General features: G+C 67.9%; 24 protein-coding genes. 12 read left to right on the top strand and 12 right to left on the bottom strand.

Annotated features, from left to right (window positions below):
- Positions 1 to 24 precede the first annotated feature (24 nt).
- Positions 25 to 837 carry a DUF72 domain-containing protein gene (locus LPH33_RS24005; protein WP_229566398.1) on the top strand — a complete coding sequence of 271 codons (813 nt, stop codon included), beginning with the start codon at positions 25 to 27 and terminating at the stop codon, positions 835 to 837.
- Positions 834 to 1349, top strand: coding sequence for a hypothetical protein (locus tag LPH33_RS24000; protein WP_229566397.1), 516 nt, complete (start codon positions 834 to 836; stop codon positions 1347 to 1349). Before LPH33_RS24005 ends, LPH33_RS24000 begins: the two co-directional genes overlap by 4 nt.
- 13 nt (positions 1350 to 1362) lie before the next feature.
- On the opposite strand, the gene LPH33_RS23995 is transcribed toward LPH33_RS24000, so the two are convergent.
- Positions 1363 to 1875, bottom strand: coding sequence for a MarR family winged helix-turn-helix transcriptional regulator (locus LPH33_RS23995; RefSeq protein WP_016692600.1), 513 nt, complete (start codon positions 1873 to 1875; stop codon positions 1363 to 1365).
- Between the two features lie 70 nt (positions 1876 to 1945).
- Between LPH33_RS23995 and LPH33_RS23990 the strand changes: the two genes are divergently transcribed.
- Entirely contained in the window at positions 1946 to 3358 is a 1413-nt protein-coding gene (locus LPH33_RS23990) for an FUSC family protein (protein WP_229566395.1), read from the top strand.
- Between the two features lie 60 nt (positions 3359 to 3418).
- Here the strand turns inward: LPH33_RS23990 and LPH33_RS23985 are convergent, their stop codons facing one another.
- Both LPH33_RS23985 and LPH33_RS23980 read right to left on the bottom strand, forming a co-directional pair.
- Positions 3419 to 3817: a histone-like nucleoid-structuring protein Lsr2 gene (locus LPH33_RS23985; protein WP_229566393.1), complete on the bottom strand. Its 399-nt coding sequence runs from the start codon at positions 3815 to 3817 to the stop codon at positions 3419 to 3421.
- A 37-nt stretch (positions 3818 to 3854) separates the two neighbouring features.
- Positions 3855 to 4955, bottom strand: coding sequence for a nucleoside hydrolase (locus tag LPH33_RS23980; RefSeq protein ID WP_229566391.1), 1101 nt, complete (start codon positions 4953 to 4955; stop codon positions 3855 to 3857).
- Between the two features lie 41 nt (positions 4956 to 4996).
- Here LPH33_RS23980 and LPH33_RS23975 point away from each other — a divergent pair, with 41 nt between their 5' ends.
- Both LPH33_RS23975 and LPH33_RS23970 read left to right on the top strand, forming a co-directional pair.
- Positions 4997 to 5803: an acyl-CoA thioesterase domain-containing protein gene (locus LPH33_RS23975; protein WP_060652613.1), complete on the top strand. Its 807-nt coding sequence runs from the start codon at positions 4997 to 4999 to the stop codon at positions 5801 to 5803.
- 19 nt (positions 5804 to 5822) lie between these two features.
- Positions 5823 to 6473, top strand: a complete 651-nt coding sequence (locus LPH33_RS23970) for a cyclase family protein (RefSeq protein ID WP_229566390.1) — start codon at positions 5823 to 5825, stop codon at positions 6471 to 6473.
- A 49-nt stretch (positions 6474 to 6522) separates the two neighbouring features.
- Here LPH33_RS23970 and LPH33_RS23965 read toward each other — a convergent pair whose 3' ends face one another.
- Positions 6523 to 7194, bottom strand: coding sequence for a FadR/GntR family transcriptional regulator (locus tag LPH33_RS23965; RefSeq protein ID WP_006553137.1), 672 nt, complete (start codon positions 7192 to 7194; stop codon positions 6523 to 6525).
- Positions 7195 to 7381: 187 nt separating this feature from the next.
- Between LPH33_RS23965 and LPH33_RS23960 the strand changes: the two genes are divergently transcribed.
- Positions 7382 to 9166, top strand: coding sequence for a 2-isopropylmalate synthase (locus LPH33_RS23960; protein WP_229566388.1), 1785 nt, complete (start codon positions 7382 to 7384; stop codon positions 9164 to 9166).
- Here LPH33_RS23960 and LPH33_RS23955 read toward each other — a convergent pair.
- Positions 9135 to 9866 (bottom strand): M50 family metallopeptidase, encoded by a 732-nt coding sequence (locus LPH33_RS23955; RefSeq protein ID WP_064062433.1) that lies wholly within the window; start codon positions 9864 to 9866, stop codon positions 9135 to 9137. The genes LPH33_RS23960 and LPH33_RS23955 overlap by 32 nt on opposite strands.
- 53 nt (positions 9867 to 9919) lie before the next feature.
- On the opposite strand from LPH33_RS23955, the gene LPH33_RS23950 reads away from it, so the two are divergent.
- Both LPH33_RS23950 and LPH33_RS23945 read left to right on the top strand, forming a co-directional pair.
- On the top strand, positions 9920 to 10618 hold the full coding sequence (locus LPH33_RS23950) for an AzlC family ABC transporter permease (protein WP_006553140.1): 699 nt from the start codon (positions 9920 to 9922) through the stop codon (positions 10616 to 10618).
- Positions 10611 to 10940, top strand: a complete 330-nt coding sequence (locus LPH33_RS23945) for a branched-chain amino acid transporter permease (RefSeq protein ID WP_059382666.1) — start codon at positions 10611 to 10613, stop codon at positions 10938 to 10940. Before LPH33_RS23950 ends, LPH33_RS23945 begins: the two co-directional genes overlap by 8 nt.
- Here LPH33_RS23945 and LPH33_RS23940 read toward each other — a convergent pair.
- Entirely contained in the window at positions 10910 to 12148 is a 1239-nt protein-coding gene (locus LPH33_RS23940) for a glycosyltransferase 87 family protein (protein ID WP_229566387.1), read from the bottom strand. The genes LPH33_RS23945 and LPH33_RS23940 overlap by 31 nt on opposite strands.
- A 232-nt stretch (positions 12149 to 12380) precedes the next feature.
- Positions 12381 to 13622: a zinc metallochaperone AztD gene (gene aztD, locus LPH33_RS23935; RefSeq protein ID WP_229566385.1), complete on the bottom strand. Its 1242-nt coding sequence runs from the start codon at positions 13620 to 13622 to the stop codon at positions 12381 to 12383.
- A gap of 217 nt (positions 13623 to 13839) precedes the next feature.
- On the opposite strand from aztD, the gene LPH33_RS23930 reads away from it, so the two are divergent.
- Positions 13840 to 15027, top strand: a complete 1188-nt coding sequence (locus LPH33_RS23930; RefSeq protein WP_229566384.1) for an AAA family ATPase — start codon at positions 13840 to 13842, stop codon at positions 15025 to 15027.
- Positions 15028 to 15049: 22 nt separating this feature from the next.
- Here the strand turns inward: LPH33_RS23930 and LPH33_RS23925 are convergent, their stop codons facing one another.
- Both LPH33_RS23925 and LPH33_RS23920 read right to left on the bottom strand, forming a co-directional pair.
- A complete protein-coding gene (locus LPH33_RS23925) occupies positions 15050 to 15724 on the bottom strand; it encodes a nitroreductase (protein WP_060652621.1) in 675 nt (224 codons plus the stop codon).
- A gap of 110 nt (positions 15725 to 15834) precedes the next feature.
- Positions 15835 to 16842 (bottom strand): NAD(P)H-dependent glycerol-3-phosphate dehydrogenase, encoded by a 1008-nt coding sequence (locus tag LPH33_RS23920; RefSeq protein WP_060652622.1) that lies wholly within the window; start codon positions 16840 to 16842, stop codon positions 15835 to 15837.
- 157 nt (positions 16843 to 16999) lie between these two features.
- Between LPH33_RS23920 and LPH33_RS23915 the strand changes: the two genes are divergently transcribed.
- The 3 genes from LPH33_RS23915 to LPH33_RS23905 all read left to right on the top strand — a co-directional run bounded on the left by LPH33_RS23915 (position 17000) and on the right by LPH33_RS23905 (position 20344).
- Positions 17000 to 17449 carry a helix-turn-helix transcriptional regulator gene (locus LPH33_RS23915; RefSeq protein WP_026061046.1) on the top strand — a complete coding sequence of 150 codons (450 nt, stop codon included), beginning with the start codon at positions 17000 to 17002 and terminating at the stop codon, positions 17447 to 17449.
- A 5-nt stretch (positions 17450 to 17454) separates the two neighbouring features.
- On the top strand, positions 17455 to 17865 hold the full coding sequence (locus tag LPH33_RS23910) for a VOC family protein (RefSeq protein ID WP_229566383.1): 411 nt from the start codon (positions 17455 to 17457) through the stop codon (positions 17863 to 17865).
- A gap of 79 nt (positions 17866 to 17944) precedes the next feature.
- Positions 17945 to 20344 carry an ATP-binding cassette domain-containing protein gene (locus LPH33_RS23905; protein ID WP_229566382.1) on the top strand — a complete coding sequence of 800 codons (2400 nt, stop codon included), beginning with the start codon at positions 17945 to 17947 and terminating at the stop codon, positions 20342 to 20344.
- Here the strand turns inward: LPH33_RS23905 and LPH33_RS23900 are convergent.
- The 3 genes from LPH33_RS23900 to LPH33_RS23890 are packed head-to-tail and all read right to left on the bottom strand — an operon-like array spanning position 20334 to position 25657.
- A complete protein-coding gene (locus tag LPH33_RS23900; RefSeq protein WP_229566381.1) occupies positions 20334 to 21575 on the bottom strand; it encodes a benzoate/H(+) symporter BenE family transporter in 1242 nt (413 codons plus the stop codon). The two genes, LPH33_RS23905 and LPH33_RS23900, sit on opposite strands and share 11 nt — an antisense overlap.
- Before the next feature lie 12 nt (positions 21576 to 21587).
- The gene (locus tag LPH33_RS23895; RefSeq protein WP_229566380.1) at positions 21588 to 24317 is read right to left on the bottom strand and encodes a helix-turn-helix transcriptional regulator; all 2730 of its coding nucleotides are present in this window, start codon (positions 24315 to 24317) and stop codon (positions 21588 to 21590) included.
- Positions 24314 to 25657, bottom strand: a complete 1344-nt coding sequence (locus tag LPH33_RS23890) for an MFS transporter (RefSeq protein ID WP_229566379.1) — start codon at positions 25655 to 25657, stop codon at positions 24314 to 24316. Before LPH33_RS23890 ends, LPH33_RS23895 begins: the two co-directional genes overlap by 4 nt.
- Positions 25658 to 25726 lie beyond the last annotated feature (69 nt).

Below are 25726 nucleotides of genomic sequence, written 5' to 3'. Positions count from 1 at the left end.
GAAGCCGAGGTTACGCTCGGAAACGTGGCCGCGGCGAGGATCGGGATATCGGGATGGCGCTATCCGGGCTGGCGCGGAGACTTCTACCCGGAAGGACTCGTCCAGCGCCGGGAGCTCGAATACGCCGCCCAGCGGTTCGGATCGATCGAAATCAACGGCTCGTTCTACTCGCTGCAGCGCCCGAGCAGTTATCTCGCGTGGCGGGACGCCGCACCCGACGACTTCGTCTACGCCGTCAAGGGCGGGCGGTTCGTCACCCATATGAAGCGGCTCGCGGGTGTCGACGACGCCCTCGCCAATTTCTTCGCCTCCGGCGTACTCGCGCTCGGCCCGAAGCTCGGTCCGGTGCTGTGGCAGCTCCCGCCGACCCTCGGTTTCGAGGAGGCCAGGTTCGCGGAGTTCTTCGACCGGTTGCCCCGCACGACGACGGCCGCCGGCGAACTCGCCCGCCGGCAGACCGACAAGCTCGCCGACGACCGGGTGTGGGTGGAGGTGGACGCCGAGCGTCCGTTGCGTCACGCCGTCGAGGTGCGGCATCCCGACCTCGCGAGCCCGGAGGCCGTGGAGTTGCTGCGCGCGCACGACATCGCGCTCGTCGTCGCCGACACGGCCGGAAAGTTCCCGTTCCTCACCGACGTCACGAGTGATTTCGTCTACGTGCGGATGCACGGCGACAAGGAGCTGTACGCGAGTGGATACACCGCCGAGGTCCTCGACGTGTGGGCCGAGCGGATCCGCGGATGGCTCGGCGACGGCAGGGACGTCTACGTGTACTTCGACAACGACATGAAAGGCTATGCACCGCACGACGCGCTCGCATTGCAGGAACGTCTGTGACCGGGCGTCCGGAGGAAGGACAGGAGATCGCTGTGTGGCCCGACCACTGGCCGAGAACGCCGCGGGAGATCGCGACGGCCACCGCCGATGCGCTCGCCGCTGCCCGCAGCGAGTCGGCCGAGCCCTTCGGCGAGGCGGTCGCGGTACTGGTCGACCTGCCTTACGAGCAGGTCACAGCCGTGCACGCGGGCATGGTCCGGGAGTTGCTCGAGGAACTGCATCCCGACGGACTCGCCGGTGAGGACGTACAGGCCGTGCTCGAACGCTCGGTCCGCTCCGGGCTGCGATGGTTGCCGTCACTCGAGCCCGACGCCGTCGTCGCCGTGCTCACCGGTGCACTCGGTGTGTCCGATCCCGACGCCGAACGCCCGAGAATCCGTCCCGAGCAGTATCTGGCCGCGGGTCTGCTCGTCGTCGACGATCTCGTCGCTGCGCGCCGCGTGGCTCCCGAGGCGTATCTGCGCCGCGCCGTGAGCGAGATCGAACGGGCCGAGACGCAGGAGATGCCCTGACCTGTTCCGGGGATCAGGCCGGATAGTGGTTCTCGACGTTGCGGACGACCTTGCGCAACAGGTCGGACAGGACCTGCACTTCGTCGTCGTCGAGTCCGTCGAGCATCTGCCGCTCGCGTGCCAGGCGTCGCGGGAATTCCTTCTCGACGAGTGCGCGCCCGTCGTCGGTGAGGGTGAGCAGCACGACGCGGCCGTCGCGTTCGAGTCGTTTGCGTTCGACGAGACCGAGTTTGGCGAGTCGCTCGGTGTGCTTCGTGGTCGACGCGCCGGAGATGCCCGTGATCGAGGTGACCTCGCTGGCGCGTAACGGATGGTCGCTGCGGGCGAGCGCGCTGAGGACCTCGAACTCGCTGCGGCTGATGCCGCTCGCTTCGAGTTCCCGATCGAAGTAGGTGAGCGCGAGCGACCCGATGCGGGTGATGCGGCCGATCACGTCGATGGGGCGGAGGTCGAGGTCGGGGTAGTGAGCGGTCCATCCGAGACGTACGCGATCGACGTAATCGGGCTGGGGTGTCTCGGAGGGCATGTGGCAAGTCTAACGGCAGCGGACGAACAATTTCATAGATATTTTACCAGTGAAGTAATATGGTGGACGGATGCTGGACCGCCGACTCGACGACCGCCCTCAGCTCCGTCACACCCGGGGAGCGCTCGCGCATCCGCTGTCGGCGAGCGCGTGGAAGGACGCCCTCGAAGTGCGGCGCGGCGACCCGACCGTGGCCGTGGCGCTGCGTGTGGGGTTCGCGACGATGCTCGCTCTCGTCGGCGGCGGTCTGCTCGGTTACGGACAGGTGGCCGGCTTCGCCGCCCTCGGCGCACTCACCAGTGCCTTCCTGCGATACGAGCCGTATCCGCGTCTGGCCGTGCGCCTTCCGTGGGTAGGCCTCGGCATCGCCGGTTACACCGCCTTCGGGGCTGCACTCGGCGCCATGGGCGCCCCGCTGTGGGTGCAGATCGTCGTGCTCTCGTTGGGTTCGGCCGTCGCGTACTGGGTGTTCACGGCCTTCTCACTCATTGGCCCCGGCCCGGTGATCCTCATCTTCGCGGCCGCGGGCGCCGCCGGTTTCTCCGACACATGGGGAGACGCGGGCCTGGTCACCGCCGCGGCGACCATCGGTGCGCTGCTCGGTTATGTCATTGCGATGCTGCCTGCACTCTCCCATCCCCACACGCCCGCCCGTCTGGCGGTCGCGCGTGCCCTCGCGGCGGTCTCCGCCGTCGAAATCCACGGTGCGGACGCCGTTCCCGCTGCGCGACAGAGCATCCGTAGGGCGCGTGAGACCGTCGCGCTGAACGCCCCGCGACGTCCGGGCGCCCATGTCCACGAATTGGCCGCCCTGCTCGATGCGGCCGAGACGGTGCTCGACAGCGGGGCGCACGACACCTCCCGCACCCGCCGCGACGATTTCGCCCGATTCGAGAAGGAACTTCGGAAGGCGCGGCGCGACATCGAGATTCCGCGTGTCGATGCCGAGGGACAGCCGGTGCTACCGACGCCGCCCGGCTTCGTCCGCGAAGGATGCGGTCGTCTGCTCGACCGTCTCGTGCTGATCGGAGCGGCCCGGATCTTCGTGGCGTCGTTGCTCGCCGCGTCGTTCGCCGCACTGATCGGGCTCGACCATCCGCTGTGGGCTGCGATGGGTGCCATGGCTGCGCTGCAAGGATTGAACTACCGCAACACCGTTCAGCGCGGCATCCAGCGGCTGATCGGAAATGTCGGCGGCGCGATGATCGCTGCCGTGCTGCTCGCGCTCGACCTGGGCTACTGGCCGGTGGTCGCGGCCGCCGCGCTGTTCCAGACGCTCACCGAACTCACGGTGACCCGGAACTACGGGCTCGCCTCGGTCGGGGTGACGACGATGGCGTTGCTGCTCACCGGTCTCGGGCAGCACGCGGGTCCGGGTCTCGCCGTCAACCGGGTCGCCGACACCGTCATCGGCGTGGTCGTGGGCGTGATCGTCGCTGCGGTGACCATCCGACGCGACGACCGGCACCATCTCGTCGCGTGACGAGGCGGCACCGGTCGTCGGTGGCGTTCATGGCCTGCCGCGGAGGCGGCGGGGTGATGCTCAGGAGTGAGCGGCTTCGAACCGCTCGAGGATGTGCCGCGGGATCCGGCCGCGCGAGCTGACGTCGTAACCCTTGTTACGGGCCCAGTGTCGGATCGCGGCCAGTTGCTCCGGCGATCGGGTGGGCGGAATCGCCTTGTGGGTTCCCGCCGTCCGTGTGCGGGCCTTTGCCACCGTCTGCTTCGGCGTGATGGTGCGGGTGCTCGATGCGGGCTTCTCGGGTGCCTTCTCGTGCAGCCACGGGCGGAGTACCGCCAGGAACTTGTCTGCGTTCGCCGGCCGCAGGTCGATTTCGTACTCGTCGTCGTCGACCGTGATGCGGAACGACTGTGCCAGACCGTCCATGATCGGTTGGCCGTCGATATCGTCGAAATATTGGACGCGCACTTTCTGTGCCACGTTTATCTCCTTGTCCCCGAACTGTGCGCTGTCGACGCTAGTTCTTACTCGGGGGTAGGTTCAAGTCGCGAATGTACGATCCCACCCGCTCGACGAAATGATCGAAGAACTCTGCCGGACGGGTGCCCGCCACGATATCCGCGTTCGGCGTCCTCTGCCACATACCGGACAGATCGGCGACCGTCGTTCCCCGGGTGAGCCGTCCGTCCAGTTCGACGTCGACCGCCGCGGGCCGGGAGGTGTAGGGAACCGTGCCCAGCGCGACCGCTGCGGCGAACGGGTCGTGCACGTGCGCGAGGAAGCCCAGGCCCTGGTCACGGTGGAATTCCATGTAGAAGCGCAATGCATCGGAGATGTGGCGGACGAGAGGGACATCGGCCGTCGATCGCGTACCGCGCGGGGCGTCCGGGCAGAGCTCCCCGGAGCGAGGCACACCGACGACGTCCCCGATCCGCGCGACATGCTCGGGATGCATCTCGATCGACTCCGTGACGTCGAGCGGGCACACGATCGGCCGCCGGTCCGGAGGGACGATCGAGAACGCGTCGAACACGACCTTGGCGGCCTCCGGATCCACCGCGACGTTCCATTCCGAGGTCGGCGTCGTATTACCCGGATGATGGAAACACCCACCCATGATCACGAGGCGACGCAACCGCGACGGCAGTTCCGGATCGATGCGCAGGGCGAGGGCGAGGTTGGTGAGTGGGCCGGTGACGAGCCCGGTGAGCTCTCCCGGATGCTCGCGGGTGAGATCGACCCACGCCTGCGCGGCCGATCGCGACGACCGCGACCGCGACGCGGCGGGGAGTTCCGCATACCCGATCCCCTGTGGACCGTGGGTGTCCTCGGTGGTCATCAGCGGCGCGACCAGCGGAACCTGCGATCCGGCAGCCACTTCGATATCGGGCCGACCGCACACCTCGAGCCACGACAGCGTGTTGGCGGTGACCTGGTCCACCGGTACGTTCCCCGCCGTGCACAGGGCGGCGACGATCTCTGCTTCCGGACTCGCGACGAGATAGAGCAGGGCGAGAGCGTCGTCGATGCCGGTGTCGACGTCGACGTCGACGATCAGGCGGGTACGGGCGGCCGGAACATCGGGTTCGTGTACGTGCACGATCCCATCTTGGGGCATCCCGATGAGCGCGCCGCGGCCGGTGCTGGGAGAATTCCCGAATGCACGAGCGCAAGAACCGCGGTTATTTCACCGAGGACGACGGTGTCTACCTGCCCACGAAGTACGCGTCCAGCCCGTGGTCGGACACGATGCTCAACGGGCCGTGTGTGAGCGGTCTGGTCGCACGCGAGCTCGAGATCCACCATGCCGTCGAGGGTTTCGTCCCGTCCCGGTTCACGCTCGATCTCTTCAGGCCGGTCCGCAACGAACCGATCACCTTCACCACCACCCGGGTGCGCGACGGCAACCGCATCCGCGTCGCCGACGCGAACCTGATGCAGGGTGGCGAGGTGTCGGCGCGCGCGACGCTCACCTTCCTCCGCAAGTCGGCACCGCCGCCCGGATCGGTGTGGATGCGTGGTGAGTCCCCGACCCCGCCTCCCGGTTCCCTGGAGACGCAGCCCGGACCGCTCGAGCACTCGTCCTGGTACGGCAGCGACGGCCCGGGGTGGACGCGGGTGCGGTCGGAGCACCAGAACTCCGATCGCAAGCGGTTGTGGTCGCGGCAGCTGCCGATCATCGTCGGCGAGGAACTGTCGCCGTTCGTCAACACCGCGACCGTCGGTGAGGGCACGTCGTTCGTCACCAACTGGTCGGACAAGGGCGTTGGCTACATCAATTCCGATGTCACCCTGGCGCTGTCCCGCCTGCCGGAGGGACCGGAGGTCGGTATCGAGGCCGACAACCACATCAGCAGCGAGGGTATTGCGGTCGGGACGGCGGTGCTGTTCGACCGTCTCGGTGCGTTCGGCACCGGTGTGGTCACCGCGCTCGCGAATGCACAGCGGCAGGTCGATTTCGGCTGACCCGAACAGGAGTGATGGCATGCGCGTACGACGGATCGTCGACCTGACCCACGTCGTCTCCCCGGACATCCAGGTCTATCCCGGGGATCCGGCACCGACCTTCACTCCGCACGCCACCGTCGAGACCGACGGTTTCGACCTGATGCGCATCGACATGGGTTCGCAGACCGGCACCCACGTCGACGCGCCGCGACACGTGCGCAGCGGTGGCACCGCGATCGATGCGGTGCCACCGGAAAACTTCGTCGGACGCGGGGTGGTGCTCGACGTGCGCGCCCGCGTCGACGCCGGTGCGCTCGTCACCGCCGACATGTGGGGTGAGCCCGCGATCGGTCCCGGCGACATCGCGCTCGTCCTGACCGGCTGGTCGCAGTATTTCGGCACCGGCCGCTATTTCGAGCATCCGGCCCTGAGCGTCGACGCGTGCCGGTGGTTGCTCGACCGCGGCGTCCGCACGGTCGGAATCGACGCGCCGAGCGTGGATCCCACGGGCGACGAGACGCTCGCAGCGCACCACGTGCTCGCCGACGCGGGCACGATCATCTGCGAGAACCTGCGCAATCTCGACGCGATCGACTTCGCGGATCCGCTCGTGTCCTTGCTGCCGATCCCGTTCGCGGGCGTCGACGGGGCCCCGGTGAGGGCAGTCGCGATGCAGATCGAGAAGTGACCGTCCCGCACCCGGGAGGTCGAGAACCGTCCGCAGAGAACCGGCCCGGCTATCGGCCGAGTGCCGTCGTGAGCGAGGACAAGTGGTCGCGGGTGACGGCGGCGGCGGTCACCCCGTCACGGTCCGCGATGGCGTCGTAGATGCGTCGGTGGGTATCGTGGTCGGCGTCGTCCCCGTGGGTGCCGCGCGTGCGGAGCATTTCGATCATGGCGTGACGGTTACGGGGTGTGAAGCCGTCGAACAGGTCGAGAAGGATCGGGTTGTGTGCGGCGACCACGATGGTGCGGTGGAAGACGATGTCGGTGTCGACGTGTTCCTCGATGGCCGTGCGATGGGTTTCGCGTTCCCGCAGTGACTTCTTCAATGCCCGCAGTTCGGCGGGGGTGCGGCGCGCGGCGGCAAGCGCCGAGGCCTCGACCTCGACGGCGATGCGGGCCTCGATCACGGCGAGGATGTCGGCGCGCGCGACCGTGCGCGTCCAGTCCTCGGGTGCGTCGAGAGCGGTGACGAACACGCCGGCGCCCTGCCGGGTGGTCAGGATGCCGCGTCCGGCGAGCTGACGGATCGCTTCGCGGACGGTGGAGCGGCCGACGCCGAGCTGCGGAGCCAGCGTCGTCTCGCCGGGCAGCTTGGCGCCGAGCGGCCATTCTCCGGATCGGATGCGCTCGAGGAGCAGTTCGGCGGCCTGGTCGGCGAGAGGCTCGCGGCGGACGACGGTCATGGTTCCATCATCGCAGAGTCGCCTACTCCTCTACTTGTCTGAGGAGTTATGTTAGCCTTCGGGGCATGCGCTCCTTCGCGTTCCTTCTCCTTCGCCGCCACGGCGGGGCCTAGCCGGACCGGCTCCCCGTCGTGGAGTCGAACACGCGCCGGTCCCTCGTAACGACGATCGACGAAGGACTTCTCCGATGAGCACCAGCACGTTCCCGCGTATCTCCACTCCTGCCGGTCCGGTTCCTGCCGACGCCCCCGTCTGGAACAGGCAGCGGCACTCCGCCATGTCCTCACATCGCTACCGCGATGTGTACTCCCGCGTGGAGGTTCCACTGACGCAACGGAACTGGCCCACACAACGCCTGACCGCGGCCCCGCTGTGGGTGCCGGTGGACCTGCGCGACGGCAACCAGGCACTGGCCGAACCGATGGATCCCGGCCGCAAACGCCGCTTCTTCGAACTGATGGTCGCGATGGGGTACAAGGAGATCGAGGTCGGTTACCCGTCCGCCTCGCAGACCGACTTCGACTTCGTGCGCCTGATCGTCGAGACCGACATCGCGCCGCCGGACGTCACCATCGTGGTGTTCACCCCGGCACGTCGCGACCTCATCGAGCGGACGGTGGAATCCGTCCGGGGTGTCCGCAACGAGGTCGTCGTCCACATGTACACCGCGACCGCTCCCACCTGGCGCGAGGTCGTCCTCGACCGCGACCGTACCGCGCTGACGGAACTGATCGTCGCCGGTGGCCGCGACGTCCTGGAACTGGCCGGCGACCTGCCGAACGTGCGGTTCGAGTTCTCACCCGAGGTCTTCAACCTCACCGAACCCGACTACGCGCTCGAGGTGTGCGACGCGATCACCGAGTTGTGGGACGCGACCCCCGAACGGCCGGTGATCGTGAATCTTCCGGCCACCGTCGAGATCGCGACCCCGAACGTCTATGCCGACCAGATCGAGTACATGCACACCAACCTGGCGCGACGCGACGCGGTGATCCTGTCCGTGCACCCGCACAACGATCGCGGCACAGGTATCGCGTGCGCCGAACTCGCCGTCCTCGCCGGGGCGCAGCGGGTCGAAGGGTGCGTGTTCGGCAACGGGGAACGCACCGGCAACGTCGACATTGCGACACTCGCACTGAACCTCCACGCACAGGGCATCGATCCGATGATCGATTTCTCCGACATCGACGAGATCCGCCGCACCGTCGAATACTGCAATCGCATCGAGATCCACCCGAGGCACCCGTATGTCGGCGACCTGGTGCACACCGCCTTCAGCGGCACTCATCAGGACGCGATCAGGAAAGGGTTCGCCGAGCACCGGGCACGCGCCGTCGCCGAGGGCCGTTCCGAGTCCGAGATCGATTGGCGAGTACCGTATCTGCCGATCGATCCCGCCGACATAGGACGTACCTACGACGCGGTGATCCGTGTCAATTCGCAATCCGGTAAGGGCGGGGTCGCCTACCTGCTCGAGAGCGAATACGGCATCGAAATTCCGCGTCGGCTCCAGATCGACTTCACTCGCCACGTGCAAGACCACACCGACACCAGCGGCGGGGAGGTCACTGCGACCGAACTGTGGGAGATCTTCGACACCGCATATCTCGCACGGCCGGACGTCCCGGGTGCACCGGTGCTGCGCGCCTTCGACGTGACCGACGCGGGCACCACGATCACGCTGGGTATCGGCGGCACCGAACACCGCAGTGTCCACGAGGGCGTGGGTCCCGTCGAAGCATCGACCGACGCTCTCGCCCGTCTCGGCATCGATATCGAGGTGCTCGGCCTCCATCAGAGCAGCGTCGGCACCGACGCACTCACCCTGATCGAATTCCGCAGCGGCGACGACACACGGTGGGCAGCGGGGCGTCACCGCTCCGTGCTCACCGCGAGCCTGCACGCGGTCGTCCGTGCTGCCGCCTGCATCCCGAGGCCACTCAGGACAGTTGGGTCACCACGATCCGTGTGACGCCGTAGAAGGCGGTACCCGCCGTGACGATCGCGAACAGCGCGATCCATACGGCCGCCGGAACGCGGGTCAGTCCGCGCAACTGGTCGGCGTCCGAACCCCGGCCACGACCGCGCGAATGGGTGCGGGCGAGTTCGAGGACCGGGCGGGTCGCGCCGAGGAGCAAGACCCATGTGATCAGGTACGCCGCGGTGTACCGGACGATCGGGTCCCCGAGATAGGCGGCCGCACCGACGAGCGCACCCGCGATCACCACCGAGACGAATCCGTACAGATTGCGGATCAGCAGCAACAGGACGGCGAGCGCGGCGAGGATCGACCACAGCACCGCGGCGGGCCGATCCAGGGTCAGCAGCGTCGCCGCCGCGAATCCCAGCACGGCCGGACCGGTGTACCCGGCGAAGGTGGTCGCGACCATGCCGGGGCCTCGCGGGTTGCCGGACGACACCATCACCCCCGAGGTGTCGCTGTGCAGACGGATGCCCGACAGCTTTCGGCCCACGAGCGCCGCGACCAGCGCGTGCGACCCCTCGTGCGCCTGCGTGACGACATGGCGGGTCTTCAGCCACAGCGGCCGAACGGTGACGAGCACGAGTGCGACGATCGCCGTTCCGACGACGACCATCGTCGGAGCGGGCTGGTCGACGGTCGACACGGCCTGCCAGGCGGAGGACACGACCTCCGTGAACGAGGTGGACACAGATCACCTTCCTCCGGGCCGGGCGCCGAGACTTCCGGCCCGGCGATAGCCTGATGAGCATGCCCGACCGTCGTACCCTCGAGATCCGCGCGGGTATCAAGGACTCCTGGGCCGTCGGGCTGGGACTGATCCCGCTGGGGCTCGCGTTCGGTGTGGTTCTCACCCAGGGCGGGTTCGAATGGTGGTGGGCGCCGATCTTCTCCACCGTCATCTACGCGGGGTCGATGGAGTTCCTCGCGATCGGTCTGATCGCGGCGGTCACGCCGCTCGCCTCGGTCGCCGCGGCGACGCTGCTGGTGAACTTCCGGCACGTCTTCTACGGCCTGTCGTTCCCGCTGCACCGCATCCGCAGCCGGCTCGGGCGTCTCTACGGCGTCTATGCGCTCACCGACGAGTCGTACGCGATCGTCGCCCCCAAGGCACGTGAGCCGCTCTCGGGTACCCGCATCCTCACGGTCCAGGTGCTCTGCCAGCTGATGTGGGTCGTGTCGGGCACGATCGGCGCGTTGATCGGGGCAGTGCTCCCCGACGGGCTCGCCGGACTCGAGTTTGCCCTCACGGCACTGTTCGCGGTGCTTGCGATCGATGCCTTCCGCGCTAACCGCGACGTGCCGGCGCCGGTGCTCGCGCTGGTCTGCGGTCTCGTCGCATTGCTGGTCGCGAAAAGCCAGATGCTCGTCGTCGGGCTCGGGTTGTTCGTGGTGTGCCTGTTCGTGCGGTTCGTCTACCGGAACAAGGTGGCCCGTGCCTGAGTCGGTGCCCGGCGCCGGATATGTCCTCGGCGCTCTGGCGGTGATGTTCGTCGTGACGGTCGCGTTGCGCGCGGCGCCGTTCCTCGCGTTGTCGGCGCTGAAGAACTCCGCCTTCGTCGATTTCCTGGGCCGTACGATGCCCGCGGGCGTCATGGTGATCCTGGTGATGTACACACTGCGTGACGTGGGGGAGTCGACCTGGCTACCCGCGACCGTCGGTCTCGCGGGCACGATCGCGGTGCATCTGTGGCGACGCAACGCCGCGCTGAGCACCGTTGTCGGGACGGGTCTCTATCTCGTCGCGTCGGCGTTCTGGACCTGAGCCGGCGCGGCGACGGTCTCCTCGCGCTCGACGGCGTTCTCGGCACCGGGGCGACGATGGCGCGCGGCGACCATCGCGGCGACGAAGACTGCGATCGCGGCCAGGCACTGCGAGGTCCCGAGGACTTCGAGGAGCAACTGCTCGACCCAGCCGCCGGAGGACGCCTCACGCAGCAGGTGGTTGGGTCCGATGAGGAAGACCACGGTGGCGGGCCCCAGCACGGGCCACCAGCGGCGGTAGGCCGGCGCGACGAGCAGCGGCACGAGGAACAGCGCGTACACCCAGTGGTGGGTGACGGCGATCGGAGCGGCGAGCAGCGACGCCAGGCCCACCAGGGCCACCGCGACCACGGGCTCGTCGGCACGCAGGAAGCGGTAGGCGGCCCACGCGGTACCGGCCACGACGACCAGGGCGCCGGCCAGCCACAGCGCCTTGGCGGTGCCGTCGGAGAAGTCGAAACGGGCGATGAGACCGGTGAGCGCCTGGTTGCGGAAGAACGACGGGTCGCCGGCGCGGTCGGTCGCGAAGAACTCCGTGGTCCAGAAGTAGACGGTCGAATCGGGGCGTAACCAGTAGCCGAACGCGACGGTCGCGGCAAAGGCGCCCAGCGCGCGGAATGCCGACGGCCAGTCGCGGCGCAGCAGGAAGATCAGGCCGAAGGCGGCCGGGGTCACCTTGATGGCGGCGGCCAGTGCGATGCCGACACCGCGGAAGCGCTTCGGGATCACACCGAGCAGGTCGGCGACCACCAGTGCCATGAGCACGATGTTGATCTGGCCGAACGTGAAGTTGGAGCGGAACGGCTCGAGCCACAGCACCGGTCCGAGCGACGCGGCTGCGATCAGGCTCGGGTGCGACATGTCGAGTCGCTGGTAGACGACCTTGAGCACCCACCACACGAGAGCGATGAGTCCGATCGTCCACAACACCTGCAGGGCGGTGCTGCCCACCAACGCCATCGGGGCGAAGAGGAACGCCGCGAAGGGTGGGTAGATGAACCGGAAACCGGAATGGCTGAAGAACCCCTCGGTGTACAGCGGGGTGTGGTGCAGGAAGGCCCAGCCGGCATCGCGGAAGACGTCGAGATCCATGAGGTACTCGTTCAGCGCGTCGCGCAGGTATCCCGCGACTGCCAGCGCCGAGACCGTCAGACCGATGGCGATCAACAAGGATCGAACAGGTCGGGTACGGACTTCGGTCAACAGCACGGGCGGTACCTCCCGGTAGGAAACAGGTGCGTCGCCACGTTACACAATCGTTGTCTTCGGGATCAGGCGACGAGAGTATCGCCTCCCCAACCGTTTTGGTCGGGATATCCGTTTCGCGAACTTGAAGAGTGAGGCGGATCACGTTGCGGAAGGATTTCGACCGGCCGGATGTGAGGGGACTATTCGGCTTTCTAGCTCCACAGCTAGAAAGCCGAATACTCCGGTAGCGGGGTCAGGCGACGCCGCTGATCTCGTTCGGGGTGTGCGGCAGTTCGGCAGAGCGGATCTCACCCGAGGTCACGTCCACCGCGTACAGGGAATCGGTGGCGGGATCGGTGACGAACGCCGTATCGCCCCGCACCTCGAGTGCGGGCCGAGGTGCCTGCCACTCGTCGGGCTCGGTCCACGGCTCGAGCACCTCGATCCGCCGGACGATCTCGCCGGAGTCGGGATCGATCACGTGGAGGTTGCCGTCGGTGCCGAGAACGAGTGCTTCCCCTGCCGGTCCGCGACCGAGGGAGCGGAAGGTGTAACTCGTACCGAGGTCGACGAGACGCACCGACGCCGTGCGGGTGTCCACGAGCGCGACGCGCTCGGGACGCTCGAGCTCGGCGTCGGGATCGGTCTTGTAGTCGCCGAGGACGACGGGCGAGTCCTCGCTGCCGGCCTGGTTTCCGATCCGGCCGTAGGGGTCGGGCACCGGCGCCTTTGTGAACGTTCCGTCGCGGAAGATCACCATGCCGTCCTCGCATCCGAAGGCGACGACCCCGTCGGCCGCGACCGTCTCACCGTGCACACCCGGGCATTGTTCGGTGCGCGTGATCTCGGTGCCGTTCTCGTCGAGCAGCGCTACACCGGTCCGATCCTCGGAATCGCCGAGGGTGACGAGCATGCCGCCGTCGGGCATCGGGACGGCCACGCCGTGGTGGGCCTCGGGGAGCGCGCGACTGTCGAGATCCGGCAGGTCGGTCGCCGAGGCGAGATCGGCGGGGTCGAACACGTCGATGCGTCCGGTGGCGTCGTCGAACAGGGCGGTGACCCCGGCGTGCGGCACGACGTGTCCGGGCTTCTCGGCGGCGAACGTCAGGTCGGTGAGCGTGGGTGCGCCGGCGTAGTGGTGACCGTGGTCGCCGTGGGCTTCCGTCCAGCTGCCGGTGTCGAGCACGCGGAATCCGCCTTCGGTGGAGATCAGCACGTGGCGTCCGTCGCCGGCAGGGGAGAGGCGGTTGAAACCGTCGAGTGCGAAGTCGTCGACGACGGTGAGTTCTCCTTCCTCGACGACGAGGACGCCGCCGTCGTAGGTCAGGGCGAGGCGCGGCTGCGCCGTCGCCACTTCGGAAGCGGCGGCGGAGGTCGTCGTCTCGGGGGTGTCGGCCGCAGTGGTGTCGGCCTCGGTCGTACCGCCGCAGGCGGCGGCGAAGGTCGCAGCGACGACGGTGAGGGCGGCGCCGCCGTAGCGGGAGAGCGTTGTCATGGGGAAAGAAATAGCCACTATCGAAAATGAATGTCAAAGTCTGAAATGCGCATGCGTGCATGTCGCTCCGGGCGGCCGAGGTTGCAGTTGTTGTCGAGAAATCGCCGAAATGTCGACAACAACTGCGGTTTCGAGCTCGGACATACGCGAATACGGCCGTCTACGACACGCACTAGATGAGCTCAGAATCCGATGAGTTCGCCGTTAGCATCGACGGATGGATCCTGTCCGCAACCCGTACGCCCCGGGCGCGGGACAGCGCCCGCCCGAGCTCGCCGGCCGCGAGAAGCAACTCACCGCGTTCGAGGTGGTCCTCGAACGGATCGCCCGGGAACGACCCGAACGCAGCGTCGTCCTCACCGGCCTCCGCGGTGTCGGCAAGACCGTCCTTCTCAACCATCTGCGCTCCGCCGCCATCGCGAAGAGCTGGGGCACCGGCAAGATCGAGGCCCGTCCCGATCAAGGACTGCGACGCCCCCTGTCGTCGGCGCTGCACATGGCGGTCCGCGAGATCGCGGCCGCGCATCCGGATCCGGAATCGGTGGAGTACTTCCTCGGGGTGCTCAAGTCGTTCGCGCTGCGGGCTACCGCCGACAAGGGCATGCGCGAACGCTGGCAACCCGGCATCGATGCTCCGGCCGTGAAAGGGCGGGCCGACTCGGGCGACATCGAGATCGACCTCGTCGAACTGCTTGTCGACGCAGCAGGACTCGCACGCGACGTGGGCGTGGGCATCGCGTTGTTCATCGACGAGATGCAGGACCTCGGCTCCGACGACGTCTCAGCGATCTGCGGGGCCTGCCACGAGCTGAGCCAGGACGCCGCGCCGCTCATCGTCGTCGGGGCCGGTCTGCCGCACCTGCCCGCGGTGCTGTCGGCGTCGAAGTCCTACTCCGAGCGGCTGTTCACCTACCACCGCATCGACCGGCTCGACCGTGCGGCAGCGGATCTCGCGCTCATCGCGCCTGCGGCACGAGAGGACGTCGAGTTCACGCAGGACGCCCTCGACCTGCTGTACGAAACCGCCGACGGCTACCCGTATTTCGTGCAGGCCTACGGCAAGGCGACCTGGGACGTCGCGGCGGATTCGCCGATCACCGCCGACGACGTGCGGGTCGCGGCACCCACGGCGGAAGAGGAACTCGCCGTCGGCTTCTTCGGCTCCCGCTACGAACGGGCGACCCCCGCCGAACGCGAATACATGCGGGCCATGGCGGATCTGTCGGGCGACGACGGGCCGGTCGCGACCTCGAAGATCGCCGTCGAACTCGGACGGAAGCCGGCCTCCCTGTCACCCGCGCGCGACGGACTGATAAAGAAGGGCCTGATCTACTCCGCCGAGCGCGGGTTCATCGGGTTCACCGTTCCGCACTTCGGGCGCTATCTGCGCGCCCAGAACGACTGACCCAGCCGGGGCAACCGAAAGTTCAGTCGACCCACTCGACGGTCTCGTCGAGCGACGCGCGATCGGTGCGACACGCATTGGCCGGGTGCGCCTGGTCGGCGTAACCGAACGAGATGGCGCAGACGATGTCGCGGTCGTCGCCGATGTTCAGTTCGCGTCGCAGCGCGGTGGCCGTCATCGCGACGGCGGCCTGCGGGACGGCGGCGATGCCGAGCGACTCGGCGGCGAGCAGCAGCGTCGAGACGTAACCACCGCAGTCGACGGCGCCGTACACGCCGAGGGCCTTGTCGGAGGTGATGATCGCGACGTGCGGTGCGCCGAAGAAGCGGTAGTTCTCGAGCATCTGCTCGGTGCGGCGCTGGTAATCGTCGCGCGCGATGCCCAGCGCGTTGTACAGGGCGTAGCCGGCGCCGCGGCGACGCTCGGCGTAGGCACCGCGGTATTCGGCCGGTCCCGGGATGTCGGGATCCATGTTCCCCGAGGTGGCCTGCGCGTAGACGGCGTCGCGCAGGCGGTCGGTGGCGTCGCCGCTGACGATGTGCACCTGCCAGGGCTGCGAGTTGCACCAGGACGCGGTGCGCTGACCCATCTGCAGCATGCGTTCGATGTCCTCGCGCGGGACCTGCTTGGTCAGGAACGCGCGGCAGCTGAAACGGGTGTCGAGCAGGGACGACAGCGTGTCGGCGGCAGAAGTCATGCCACCACGATGGCACATCACTTCACCGAGCGTTCGTTCAGCCGGTCGCGAGCACACGACAGATCAATATTCGGCTTTCTACGATTCTCCCGAGAAAGCGGTAGAGAAAGTCAGACGATGTCCTTCTCGTCGCCGGGCGTGACGCGGCGCAGTCCCCGATAGGCGTCGGTGGGGGTGCTCTTCCCGGTCACCACGGCCGCGACCTCGGCGGCGATCGGCATCTCCACCCCGTACTCGCGGGCGAGTTCCATGACCGTCGGCGCGGTCTTCACCCCTTCGGCGACCTGCCCCAGTGCCTCGACGGCCTCATCGATGCTGAGCCCGCGCGCCAGCGCCTCACCGACCCGGCGATTCCTCGAGGACGGGCTCGTGCACGTCGCAATGAGATCACCCATCCCCGTGAGGCCCGCGAACGTCCGCGGATCCGCGCCCATGGCCTCACCGAGACGCGTCATCTCCGCCAGCCCGCGGGAGAGGACCATCGCGCGGGTGTTGTCGCCGACGCTGAGCCCCTCGGCCATGCCGGCCGCGATCGCCACGATGTTCTTGAGGATCCCGCCCAATTCGCAGCCGAGCACGTCGGTGTTGCGATAGACGCGGAACAACGACGTGGCGAACAGCGGTTGCAACGCCGCGCTCACCGCTTCGTCCTGCATCGCGACCACCGACGCGGCGGCCATGCCGTCGGCGATCTCCCCGGCGATGTTCGGACCCGCGAGCAACCCGACGGGGTGCCCCGGAAGGCATTCGGCGATCACCTCGGTGGGCCGGAGGCGGGTGCCCGGTTCGAGGCCCTTCACGAGCGAGACGACCGGAACCCACGCGCGGATCTCGTCGACGACCTGCTCGAGTGTCTTGCGCACTGCATGCGACGGCACACCGACCACCAGGACGTCGGCTTCGCGGGCGGCCTCTTCGAGATCGGAGGTCGCGCGCAGGCCCTGCGGCAGTGGCCGTTCGCCGAGATATCGACGGTTGCGGTGCTCGGTGTCGATCTCACGCGCGATGTCGTCGTTGCGGGCCCACAACGTCGTCGGGGTGTTGCGTGCGGCCAACGACGCGATCGTGGTTCCCCACGATCCCGATCCGAGAACGACGACGCGAACCGCACGAGCCATCGGTGACCTTTCGTCCGTACGAGCAGGTATCGACAGAGTGTCAGTTTTCCGGGCCCGGCGGGTCCGGTTTGTGGTCCCGGGATCCTCGCGGGGCGGATGTGCTGTGGAGGCGCACGACGACAGGATCGAGGCGGCGCATCGTGGCACGATCGGACCCGTGCCCGGTAAACCCGTCACCGATCAGCGCCTGCGCGACCTCGCGTTGCTGCGCCGCGTCCGCGACCGCATCGACCGCGAGTACGCCCAGCCCCTCGACGTCGAGGCCCTCGCCCGCGGCGTGAACATGTCCGCCGGCCATCTCAGCCGCCAGTTCAGGCTCGCGTACGGCGAGTCGCCCTATTCGTATCTCATGACCCGGCGCATCGAGCGGGCCATGACGTTGCTGCGACGCGGTGACCTCACCGTCACCGAGGTGTGCTTCGAGGTGGGCTGTTCGTCGCTCGGCACCTTCAGTACCCGGTTCACGGAACTCGTCGGTGTGCCCCCGAGCGTGTACCGCAAGCAGGCGGCCGAGGAGACGAACGGCATCCCGTCGTGCGTGGCGAAGAATGTCACCAGACCGATCAGGAATCGAGAAGCGCGGACGGGTCCGCCGGTCATACCGTGATCGGCATGGACATCACCATTCACCAGACATTCCTTCCGCACACCGATCCCGAGGCGTCCCTCGCGTTCTACCGCGACACCCTCGGCTTCGAGGTCCTCAACGATGTCGGTTACGCCGGGAAGCGCTGGATCACCCTCGGCCGCAGCGACACTCCGGGTACGTCCCTGGTGCTGTACCGGCCGGACGCCGACCCCGGCATCACGGAGGAGGAGAACGCCACCATCGCCGAGATGATGGCCAAGGGCACCTTCGCGTCGATCATCCTTGCGACGAAGGATCTCGACGGGGCGTTCGAGCAACTGCAGGCCGGCGACACCGAGATCGTCCAGGAACCCACCGACCAGCCGTACGGCGTCCGCGACTGCGCCCTCCGTGACCCCGCGGGCAACATGGTCCGCATCCAGCAATTGCGCTGACCGATCCCACGATCGGCCTTACTCTCCGATCGTCGCACCCGTTCCGCCCGCATCCATACGACCACTGGAGTCTTCGAACATGACCTCGACGAAGGACACACCGGCACACGCAGCGCACGTCGCCGACAACCACGACGCGATCCGGGTTCACGGAGCGCGCGTGAACAACCTCCGCGACATCAGCGTGGAGATCCCCAAGCGGCGATTGACGGTGTTCACCGGTGTGTCCGGCTCGGGCAAGAGTTCGCTCGTGTTCAGCACGATCGCCGCCGAGTCGCAGCGTCTGATCAACGAGACGTACAGCGCGTTCGTGCAGGGATTCATGCCGACCCTGGCCCGCCCGGACGTCGACGTGCTCGACGGCATCACCGCGGCGATCATCGTCGGCCAGGAACGGATGGGGTCGAACCCGCGCTCGACGGTGGGCACCGCCACCGATGCCAACGCGATGCTCCGCATCCTGTTCAGCCGGGTTGCGGAGCCGCACATCGGTCCGCCCAACGCCTACTCGTTCAACGTACCGTCGGTGCGGGCCAGCGGTGCGGTGACGGTGGACAGGGGCGCGGGGAAAACCCAGGCCGAGAAGGTGACCTTCAACCGGCTCGGTGGCATGTGCCCGCGATGTGAGGGCAAGGGATCGGTCTCCGATTTCGACCTGACCGTGCTCTACGACGACGGTCTCTCGCTCAACGAGGGTGCCCTGAAGATCCCCGGTTACAGCATGGACGGCTGGTACGGCCGGATCTACCGCGGCTGTGGCTTCTTCGATCCCGACAAGCCGATCGCGAAGTTCACCAAGCGGCAACTCCACGACCTGCTCTACAAGGAACCCACCAAGATCAAGGTCGAGGGCGTCAACGTCACCTTCGAGGGTCTGATCCCGAAGATCCAGAAGTCGTTCCTGTCCAAGGATCTCGACGCGATGCAACCCCACATCCGCGCGTTCGTCGAGAAGGCCGTCGTCTTCTCCACGTGCCCGGACTGTGAAGGGACGCGTCTCGCTCCTGAAGCACGGTCGTCGAAGATCGACGGCAGGAGCATCGCGGACGTGTGCGCGATGCAGATCAGCGATCTCGCCGAATGGGTTCGCGGACTGGATCTTCCGCAGGTCGCTCCGCTGCTGAAGAACCTCCGGCATCTGCTCGACTCCTTCGCGGACATCGGCCTGGGATATCTGTCGCTGGATCGCCCCACCGGCACCCTGTCCGGCGGAGAATCGCAGCGCATCAAGATGATCCGCCATCTCGGATCGTCGCTGACCGATATCACCTACGTGTTCGACGAACCGACGATCGGCATGCACCCGCACGACATCGCGCGGATGAACAACCTGCTGCTGCAGTTGCGCGACAAGGGCAACACCGTGCTCGTCGTCGAACACAAACCCGAGGCCATCGCGATCGCCGACCACATCGTCGATCTCGGCCCGCGCGCCGGCACCGAGGGCGGGCAGGTGGTCTTCGAGGGCACCGTCGACGAACTGCGGTGCGCCGACACCCTCACCGGTCGCCACCTCGACGACCGGGCGGCGCTGAAACCGGCGGTGCGCACCCCGAACGGTGCCCTGGAGATCCGCGGCGCCGACACGCACAACCTGCAGAACGTCGACGTCGACATCCCGCTCGGCGTGCTCGTCGTGGTGACCGGCGTGGCCGGTTCGGGCAAGAGCTCGCTGATCCACGGCTCGGTGGCCGACCGCGACGGCGTGGTCACGATCGACCAGAGCCCCATCAAGGGCTCGCGTCGCAGCAACCCCGCGACCTATACGGGTCTTCTCGAACCGATCCGCAAGGCGTTCGCGAAGGCCAACGGCGTCAAGCCGGCCCTGTTCAGTTCCAACTCCGAGGGCGCCTGCCCGACCTGCAACGGTGCCGGCGTCGTCTACACCGACCTCGGGGTGATGGCCACCGTCGAATCGGTCTGCGAGGACTGCGAGGGCAAGCGCTTCCAGACCGCCGTGCTCGAGTACACCCTGGCGGGGAAGAACATCGCCGAGGTGCTCGGCATGTCCGTCGCGCAGGCCCAGGAGTACTTCGCCGACGGCGAGGCACGCACCCCGGCGGCGTCGAAGATCCTGCAGCGACTGTCCGACGTGGGCCTCGGCTATCTGCGGCTCGGCCAGCCCCTGACCACCCTCTCGGGTGGTGAGCGGCAGCGGCTCAAGCTCGCCACCGCGATGGCCGAGAAGGGGGAGACCTACATCCTCGACGAACCCACCACGGGCCTGCACCTCGCCGACGTCGAACTGCTGCTCGGTCTGCTCGACCGACTCGTCGAGTCCGGCAAGTCGGTGATCGTCATCGAACACCACCAGGCCGTGATGGCCCACGCCGACTGGATCATCGACCTCGGTCCCGGCGCCGGCCACGACGGCGGACGCATCGTCTTCGAGGGCACCCCCAGCGAACTGGTGGAGCAGCGGTCGACGCTCACCGGCGAGCACCTCGCCGAGTACGTCGGGGTCGGTGTCAGCGGCTGAAGTCCGGACGCTCCATCAGCCACGACACGGCCACACCCGCGACGAGCCCCCAGAATGCCGCGCCGATATTCCAGACGGTGATGTTCGAGGCGGTGACCACGAATGCAACGAGCGCACCCATGGTGTGTTTGCTCGCGAACCCGGCCACGAAGGCGCCCTGCAACGCCTTGAGCATCGCCAGGCCGCCGAGGGTCGCGACGAAGGAGGCGGGCGCGGCGATCATCCACCGGACGAACAGCGGTGCGAACAGTCCGAAGACGATCGCCAGCGTCCCGCACGTGATCGCCGCGGTGTACTGACGGGACCGTTCGCCCGACGACACGAGCAGCGCGTTGGTCGGTCCGGTCAGGCAGGTCGACACGGCGCCGACGCATGCGGCAGGGAAGGACCACAGTCCGCACGCGATCGCCGAGACGTTGACGGGCGGGTTGTGGCCGGTTGAGCGCAGCACCGCGATGCCCTGCCCGTTCTGCACGACCAGCACGGTGATCGCGAGCGGCACGACGAGTTCGAGGATCGCCGACCACGTGAACTGCGGAGCGGTGAACACCGGTGCGGCGAAGACCGCGCTGTCGGTCCCGGACGGTGAGAACCGGCCCGACAGCGCGACCGCACCCACGCCGGCGAGCAGGGCACCGAGGATGGGTGGCATCCACTTACCGAGGACCGCAACGGAACTGAGCAGGAGGAAGACGATCACCATCGGTGCGGCGATCGCGACGTCGGAACCGAGTGCCGAAACCAGATCGATGCCGAACTTCAGGAACACCCCGGCGACCATCGCCATGACGATGGGCATGGGCAGCGCTTCCATCACCCGCCGCACCAGTCCCGAGGCTCCCAGCACCGTCACCAGCGCCGCGGTCACGAAGAACGCGCCGACCACCTCCGCCCAGCTCAGATGGGTGAGCGACCCGCCCACCAGCACGGTGCCGGGGATGGTCCAGAAGAACCCGAGCGGTTGCCGGTAGGCGACGCTCATCACGATGGTGAGCAGCCCGTTGAGGACGAACACCCCGAAGATCCACGACGCCAACTGCGGTGCGCTCAGCCCGCCCGCAGCGCCGGCGGCGAGTATCACCGCGACCGGTCCGGTGCACGAGAAGATGAGTCCGATCAGACCGTTCGCGGCGTATCGCGGGCCGAGATCCCGGAGTATTCCGCGCGGTCCGACGACGGGACGCACGGGGCGTTCGAACAGATCGGTCTCGGCGGTGGGGCGATCGTCCACGGCGGTCAATGGTCAACCTCGATCCTGTTGTCGGAACTTCGCGGCGAGCTCGCTGCGCGAGCGGATGCCGAACTTCGAGTACACGCGGGTCAGGTGGTATTGCACGGTCTTGACGGACAGGAACAGCTCACCGGCGACCTCCTTGTTGGTGCGGCCCGACGCGACGAGTGTGGCCACGGCGCGTTCCTGCGGAGTGAGGGTCGTGAAATCCGAACGCGGGGTCTCGGTCTCGCCGTCGCCGGTGCGAAGACCACCGGCCTTGAGTTCCCGGTCGCAACGTTCGACGTACGAGACGGCGCCGAGCGACGAGTACAACTCGCGGGCGGTGCGGATCACCGCGTCGGCGTCGCGGCGACGCCCCGCGCGGCGCATCGTCTGGCCGTACGCGAAGTTGATGCGTGCACGGTCGTAGGGCAGTGGCAGCGTGTCGATCTCGTCGAGTGCGCGTTCGAAAGCGTCGCGGGCGGCGTCGATGTCGCCGCGGGCTCCGAGGATCCGACCGCGCACGTAACCGAGGCGGGCCTTGGCGGAGCGGTGACCGCGTTCGGCGGCGAGTTCCTCGTGAGGCCGCAGGAATTCGTCCGCTTCGTCGACGCGTCCGGTGATCACGAGGGCGTTGCCGTAGAGATCCGGCCACGGCCAGTGGCCGGGTTCGTCGACCGCGCCCCGCTCGCGCATGGTGACGATCGGTTGCAGATAGCGCAACACGCTCGTGTAGTCGGAGACCACCTCGGCGCACTGCGCCAGGCACAGGCAGGCCGGTACGAGCATGAGCGGGTAGTCGTTGTTCCCGGCGCGGGCACGGTGAGCGTGTTCCCGTGCCGCGGTCCAGTTCCCGCGCAAAGCCTGGACCTGGGCGCCGGTCCAGTGGACGAGCGGTCGGAGCAGATCGAGTTGCGTTGCGTCGAGTTGTGCCGCCGCGCGATCGACGGTGCGCAGCGCGTCGGACCACGCACCGAGCGCGAATTGTGTTCGTGCGAGCCACGCCTGCGCCCACAGCGAGATACGCAGCGACCCGCCGCGGAAGGTGGTGGGCTCGGCCGTCTCGAGTTCGGTCCGTGCGAGATCGGGCCGGTCGAGCACCAGCGCGAGCCACCCCTCGGCCATGCGGATGCGCTGGCTCTGCGCCCCAAGCCGGATGCCATCGGACAGGGCCGAATACGATTCGACCGCCTCGTCGACGCGACCGGTCATCGCCAGCCCGAGTCCGCGGATGGCCCGCGACTCGACGACGGGTGGAGCCGTCTCGGGGAGGGTGTCCGCCGCGCGATCGGCCCACAGGACGAGATCGTCGCCGCGCAGCCGCGCCAGCGAGTGCAGCACCATGCGCTGGGAGATCGTCGCGGCGAGTTCGGGTTCGGATTGCGGATCGTCGAGCATCGACCACGCTTCGGTGAGCAGGTGGTGCGCTTCTGCGGCCCGCCCCCGCTGGATGGCGAGATAGCCCAGCACGGCGTTGCGCATCGGTCCGCTCGGCACGCTCTCGATCTCGGGCACGAACGTCTGGGCCTGGGGGAGGTCCGCGGCGCCGGTCAGCGCGTCGACACCGCGGATCATCCTGCGGGTCCGCAGTTCTCGGTCCAGGGTGATGCGGCTCGCGGTGATGAGCGCTTCGGCGGCCTGGGACCACGCGCCGTCGGCGGCGCACCGCCGGGCGTAGGCGTCGAGGTCGGCAGCGAGTTCCTCGTTTCCGGTCGGTGTCGCGGACACCAAGTGGAACAGCCGGGCACCCTCGTCGTCGACGAGCGAAGCGGCCCGCGCGTGCAGGCTGTGCCAGCGCGCCGGGCCGATCTCGTCGGCCACGGCGGCGCGGGTCATGGGATCGGGGAACGACAACGACACCACACCCCGTTGCTCACGCATCGTGAGCAGACCGAGCCGGTGTGCCTCGTCGAGCGGTCCGGTCGTGTCGCCGACCTCGGCGAGTTCGGCGACGAGCGCGAGGGATTCGGTGGCTCCCCGTGTCGCGGCGGTGTCCAGGACGGCGACCGATTCGACGAGCGCGCGCGTGTCCGGTGAGCACCGGTCGAGGATGCGACCCACCTTCCCCGCGTGTTGTCTCGGTGCCGGGAAACGTGCCTGCCAGCGGTGCCATTCGTCGCGGGGGATCTCGTCGAGGAGCTGCAGGATCGAGCGGGTGTTCCCGAGGGTGTGTTCCTGCAGGCGACGTGCCGTCCACGCGGACAGGGCGACGCCGATGCGATGCAGTGCGAGTTGCGCGACGTCGGGTGGCGCCAGCGCGCCGACGTGGAGGGTGTCCACGCGGTGGCTGTTCGAGAGGAGGTCGGCGGTCGCCGGGGCGACATCGTCGGGAAGCACGTCGGGCACGATCCAGATCATGAGCAGGGGACGTCCGTGCGCTCGCCTCAGCGACGACGACAGCGACTGCAACGACTCGACATCCGCGTAGTGCGCGTCGTCGACGACGATCACCGTCGCGTCGTCGATCCGGTCGAGGAGCGTGTGTGCCGCCTCCACCGGGTCGCCGGCCGTGACGGTGTCACCGAGCAGTTGTTCGAGCACGGACCAGGGATGGCCGGCCTCCCAGCGGGCGCCGGTGGCGTCGTGTACGGCGAGGTCGTCGTGGCGTGCGACGAAATACGAAACGAGGGAGGATTTTCCGACACCGGGCGCCCCCTCGACGAGGACCAGCGAGGGAACACCCGCGCGGGCTTCGTCGAGGAGGCGTTCGAGTTGCATCAACTCGGAGTTCCGGCCGATCAGCACAGCGTTGTCCGTCACACATCCACGGTAGTCGGCACGGGGCGATCGGAACCGCGGACCGGCGAGACGGACTGGACCGGGCGGGGCACGAACCACGTGACCAGACCACCGGCGAGCGCGATACCCGCGAAGATGTAGAAGTTCACGTTGTTCGCGAAGCCCGCGCCGATGAGCAGACCGCCGATGACCGGGCCGACGATGCCGCCGAGGCGACCGAAGCCGGCGCACCACGCCACGCCCGCGGCGCGGGCGGGGGTGTCGTAGTAGTTGGACACGAACCCGTAGATGAGCACCTGGGTGCCGATCGTGCCCGTACCGGCGATCGCGACGGCGGTGAGCAGCACCGGCAGCGGGAAACCGAGCGTGAGCAGCACGAGGGCCACGGCCGCGAGGAAGAAGGTGGTGACGATGACGGACTGCGGTCCGCGGCCGTCGGCGACCTTCGAGGCGAGCAGGCCGCCGATGATGGCGCCGCCGTTGAGGACGAGCAGGAAGGCGAGCGAGCCGTTGGCGTTGTAGCCGGCGTCGGCCATGATCTTCGGCAGCCAGGTGTTGAGGCCGTAGGTGAGCAGCAGACCGGCGAAGCTCATCATGCCGAGCAGTCCCGTACCGAGGGCGTACTTGCGGGTCGCGAGTGCCGCGAAACCGATCTTCTCGGTTGAGGCGACAGGTGCTGCGGACGGCAGCGGGAAACCGAACTTCTCGCACACCTGCTGCGCCTCGTCGGAGCGTCCCCGCGACTGCAGCCAGGCCGGCGACTCGGGAAGTTTGACCAGCGCGAGCGGGAGCAGGACGATCAGCGGCAACGCGCCGATGAGGAACAGACCGCGCCAGCCGATCGTGTCGCGCAGCAGGATCGCGAGCAGCGAGGCCATCACACCGCCGGCGGGGACACCGCTGTAGACGATGGCGTTGAACAGGTTGCGTTTGCCGGGCGGAGCGAACTCGGCGACCACGGCTCCGGCGGTGGCGACGAGACCGCCGACGCCGATGCCGGTGAAGAAGCGGAGCGCACCGAACATCGTGATGCTCGTGGAGAAGGCCGCCGCACCCATGCCGACGGAGAACCAGACGATGTTGATCAACATCATCTTCCGGCGGCCGACGCGGTCGCCGAACGCACCGGTCAGCAGCGCGCCGACCATGACGCCGATGAGCGCGTAGGAGCCGAGGGCGCCACCCTGCTGGGCGGAGATCTCCCCGAGCTGGGTCGGATCGGCCATCAGGGTGGGGAGGACGGTGCCGTACACGACGAGGTCGTAGCCGTCGAAGATGATCGCGAGGGTGGCGAGCGCGACGATCCAGACGACGCTGCGCCGATGTTGTGGACTGGCCCAGGTCTGCGTGGCGTGGGTCATGCGTTGCTCCGGTCTGTGAGGGGAGTCACAAGCGAATTCGGGGAGAAAAGTGGCCTCACCGGAGGGACT

Source organism: Rhodococcus sp. RDE2, assembly GCF_020885655.1.
Classification (GTDB): domain Bacteria; phylum Actinomycetota; class Actinomycetes; order Mycobacteriales; family Mycobacteriaceae; genus Rhodococcus; species Rhodococcus pyridinivorans.
This window is presented reverse-complemented; position numbering and strand designations above follow the sequence as displayed.